This window comes from Phenylobacterium sp. (assembly GCF_044236515.1).
Classification (GTDB): domain Bacteria; phylum Pseudomonadota; class Alphaproteobacteria; order Caulobacterales; family Caulobacteraceae; genus Phenylobacterium.
Genome location: NZ_JBIIGK010000216.1, coordinates 1 through 3868 on the forward strand (window position 1 = coordinate 1; position 3868 = coordinate 3868).

Genomic DNA, 3868 nt, shown 5'->3' on the forward strand with positions numbered 1-3868 from the left:
GAGCCGCCCTGGGCGCCGAGCGCCAGCATCAGGTCGGCCAGTTCCTTGTTGCCGCCGAGCTTGTCGAGCGAGGCCGAGGCGACGTTCAGGATCTTGCCGCGCAGGGGCAGGATCGCCTGGGTGCGCCGGTCGCGCGCCTGCTTGGCCGAGCCGCCGGCCGAGTCTCCCTCGACCAGGAATAGCTCGGTGCCGTCGGTCGCCTGGCCGGAACAGTCGGCGAGCTTGCCGGGCAGGCGCAGCTTGCGGGTCGCCGAGGCGCGGGCGACCTCCTTGTCCTTGCGGCGCTTCAGCCGCTCCTCGGCCCGCTCGATGACGAACTGCAGGAGGGCGCTGGCCGCCTTCGGCTGGGCGGTCAGCCAGTGGTCGAACGGGTCGGCCAAGGCCTTTTCGACCAGGCGCTGGGCCTCGCTGGAGGACAGCTTCTCCTTGGTCTGGCCCTGGAATTCCGGGTCGCGGATGAAGACGCTGACCAGGGCGCCGGCCTGGGCCACGACGTCGTCGGCGGTGATGATCCCGCCGCGCTTCTCGCCGGTCAGTTCGGCGTACTGCTTCAGCCCGCGGGTCAGGGCCGCGCGCAGGCCGCTCTCGTGCGTGCCGCCCTCGGGGGTCGGCACGGTATTGCAGTAGGACTGCATGAAGCCGTCGGCCTCGCCGAAGCCGGCCGGGGTCCAGGTGACGGCCCACTCGACCTTGCCGGCCTCGCCCGGACGCTCATAGCGGCCGGCGAAGGGCTCCGGCGTCACGGTCTCGATCTGCTTCACGCGCTCGGCCAGGAAATCGGCCAGGCCGTTGGGGAAGCGGAAGGTCGCCTCGGGCGGGGTCTGGTCCTGGATGCGCGACGGATCGCACTTCCAGCGGATCTCGACGCCGCCGAACAGATAGGCCTTGGAGCGCGCCATCCGGTAGAGCCGGGCCGGTTTGAACGCCGCGCCGTCGCCGAAGATGATCGGGTCGGGCAGGAATGCGACCTGCGTCCCCTTCTTCCGCGTCGGGCCGATCTTTTCCAGGCCGCCGATCGGCTTGCCGCGCGTGAAGGCCTGGCGCCACTCGAAGCCGTCCTTCCAGGCGGTGATCTCGACCCGCTCCGACAGGGCGTTGACCACCGAGACGCCGACCCCGTGCAGGCCGCCGGAGGTCTCGTAGGCCTTGCCGGAGAACTTCCCGCCCGAGTGCAGGACGGTCATGATCACTTCCAGCGCCGACTTGCCCGGATGCTTGGGGTGCGGGTCCACGGGGATGCCCCGGCCGTCGTCGCGCACCGACAACATGCCGTCGGCGTCCAGGCTGACCTCGATGACCTTGGCGTGGCCGGCGACCGCCTCGTCCATGGCGTTGTCCAGCACCTCGGCGAACAGGTGGTGCAGGGCGCGCTCGTCAGTGCCGCCGATGTACATCCCCGGCCGCTTGCGGACGGGCTCCAGCCCTTCCAGCACCTCGATGTCCTTGGCCGAATAGCCGGACGTGGGGCTGGACGCGGCGACCGTGGCGCCCACCGCCGCGCCGACCACCGCCGGATCGGCGCGCGGTTCATGGATCTCCGCCAGCGGCGAAGCGGGCGGGGGATTCAGGGCGTCGTCGTCGAAGAGGCTCGGGGCAGGGGCGGGCTTTGGAGACATGGAGTCAGTCTGCGTCGATTCTAGAACAACATCGGATAGAGCGACGCCACCAGCAGCAGGGCCATGATGACGTTGAACGCCCTCAATATCGCTGGACGCTCCAGGAAGCGCCGCAGCACCACGCCGCAGGTCAGCCAGAGCGCGACGCACGGGGCGTTGATGACGGCGAACACCACCGCGGCGACCGCGATGCCCGCCATGTAGCGCTCGGCCGGAACATAGGTCGTCGCTGCGCCGAGGGCCATCGCCCAGGCCTTCACATTGACCGCCTGGAACGCCACGGCCTCGAAGAAGGTCATCGGCCGGCCGCCGCCTTTCGTCGCCGACAGCGAGCTCGACAGCGCGATCCGGCCGGCGAGGTAGAGCAGGTAGGCGACGCCGGCCCACTTCAGCACCTCGTGCAGCACCGGATAGGCGGCGAACAGGCCGCCGAGTCCCAGGCCGCAGGCCAGCAGCAGGCCGACGAACCCGACCACCACGCCGGCCCAGTGGGGCAGGGTGCGGCGCAGGCCGAAATTGGCCCCCGAGGCCATCAGCATCATGTTGTTCGGCCCCGGCGTGATCGAGTTCGCGAAAGCGAACAGCGCCAGGGCCGCGAAGACTTCGGGGCGCAGGATCGGCAGGTCGCTCATCATCGGCCGCCGCTCACCGCGTGCTCGCCAACGCCGCCAGCGCCCGCTCGCGGCCCTCCTTGTGGGCGACGATCTTGTCCGGATAGCCGTTCACGGGCCCCGGGTCGTGGATCGCCTCGTCGGGCGCCTGCGCCAGTTCGGGAACCCAGCGGCGGATATAGTCGCCGGCGTCGAACCGCTCGCTCTGTGCCAGCGGGGCCATGATCCGGCTGAACATGTTGGCGTCGACGCCCGTGCCCGCGACCCACTGCCAGTTGACCGAGTTGTTGCCGAAGTCGGCGTCGACCAGGGTGTCCCAGTACCAGTCCCAGCCGCGCCGCCAGTCGATCAAGAGGTGCTTGGTCAGAAACGAGGCGGTGATCATCCGCACCCGGTTGTGCATCCAGCCGGTCGCCCACAGCTGGCGCATGCCGGCGTCGACGATGGGGTAGCCGGTCCGACCCGTCTGCCAGGCCTTGAGGTCCGCCTCGGCGTCGGGACCCCGTCGCCAGGGGAAGTCCGCGAACTTCGCCGAGCCGGCCCTGTCGGCATAGGTCGGCATGGCCTGCACGGCGGCCTTGGCGAAATCCCGCCAGGCCAGTTCCTTGCGGAACTTGTCGGCGTGAGCGCGACCCGCAACGCCGTGCCAGACGCTGGCCGGCGAGATCTCGCCGAAATGCAGGTGCGGCGACAGCTGCGAGGTGCCGCGCTCGGACGGCAGGTCGCGCCGCGCCTCATAGGCGCTGACCTCGTCGGCGAAGTCGCCCAGGGCCTCCCGCGCCGCGGCCTCGCCCGGTCGCCAGTCGAACCCGCCCGCCCAGTTCGGCCGGGCCGGCAGCAGCTTCCAGCTGGCCAGGTCCTCTGAGGCCGGCCAGCGATCGGGCGCGGCCAGCGTCTTCGGCGCCGGGCTCGGCTCGGGCGGCGGCATCTGCTGGCTCAGCGCCCGCCAGAACGCCGAATAGATCCGGTAGGGCTGGCCCGAGCCGTTCAACACCCAGCGCAAAGGCGCCAGCGCATCGCCGTCGAACAGTTTCAGTCCGGCGCCCAGGTCGTGCTCGGCGTTGATCCACCAGGGCTCGGAGTGGCGCAGGGCGTGGATCGCGCCGGCGCCGGTCTCGTCCATCAGATCTTCCAGGACCAGCGCCGCCGGCCCCCGGCGCAGCACCAGCCGCGAGCCCAGCGCCGACAGGTCGTCGCTCAGGCGGGTCAGCGAATGATGCAGCCACCAGCGCTGGGCGCCGCCCATCCGATGGCGCGGCGCGGGAGTATGATCGTCCAGCACATAGACCGGCACGACCGGCCCCGCCGCCGCCGCCGCCCGCAGCGCCGCCTGGTCGGCGAGCCGCAGATCCTGGCGGAACCAGACGATGATCGGATCGGCCACCGGCTTACTTCAGGCCGTCCTGAGCCAGGGTGTCGGCGACCACGGCATTGGCGTGGCCGTGGCCCATGCCGTGCCGATCCTTCAGGATCGCGACCAACTCCATGTGCTTGGCGGGGTAAGCCTCACGCACGACCTGCCGCCATTCGGCGATCGGGCGGCCGTACTTCTTCTCGATGGAGGGGAAGTAGGACGCGGGGCCCTTCACGGGTTCGGTCATCGGGGCTTGGGTCTCCTCACAGGCAAATAGTCGTCATGGC

The 3868-nt window shown here is 70.5% G+C and carries 4 protein-coding genes; all 4 read right to left on the reverse strand.

Going from position 1 to position 3868, the window contains the following annotated elements; translation table 11 throughout:
* A partial coding sequence (locus tag ACILRF_RS15175) for a DNA topoisomerase IV subunit B (RefSeq protein WP_395674360.1) occupies positions 1-1616 on the reverse strand: 1616 nt, incomplete at its 3' end.
* Between the two features lie 20 nt (positions 1617-1636).
* Positions 1637-2248, reverse strand: coding sequence for a LysE family translocator (locus ACILRF_RS15180; protein WP_395674362.1), 612 nt, complete (start codon positions 2246-2248; stop codon positions 1637-1639).
* Between the two features lie 13 nt (positions 2249-2261).
* On the reverse strand, positions 2262-3611 hold the full coding sequence (locus ACILRF_RS15185; RefSeq protein WP_395674364.1) for a cryptochrome/photolyase family protein: 1350 nt from the start codon (positions 3609-3611) through the stop codon (positions 2262-2264).
* A 4-nt stretch (positions 3612-3615) separates the two neighbouring features.
* Positions 3616-3828, reverse strand: a complete 213-nt coding sequence (locus tag ACILRF_RS15190; protein WP_395674366.1) for a DUF4287 domain-containing protein — start codon at positions 3826-3828, stop codon at positions 3616-3618.
* Positions 3829-3868: the final 40 nt, after the last annotated feature.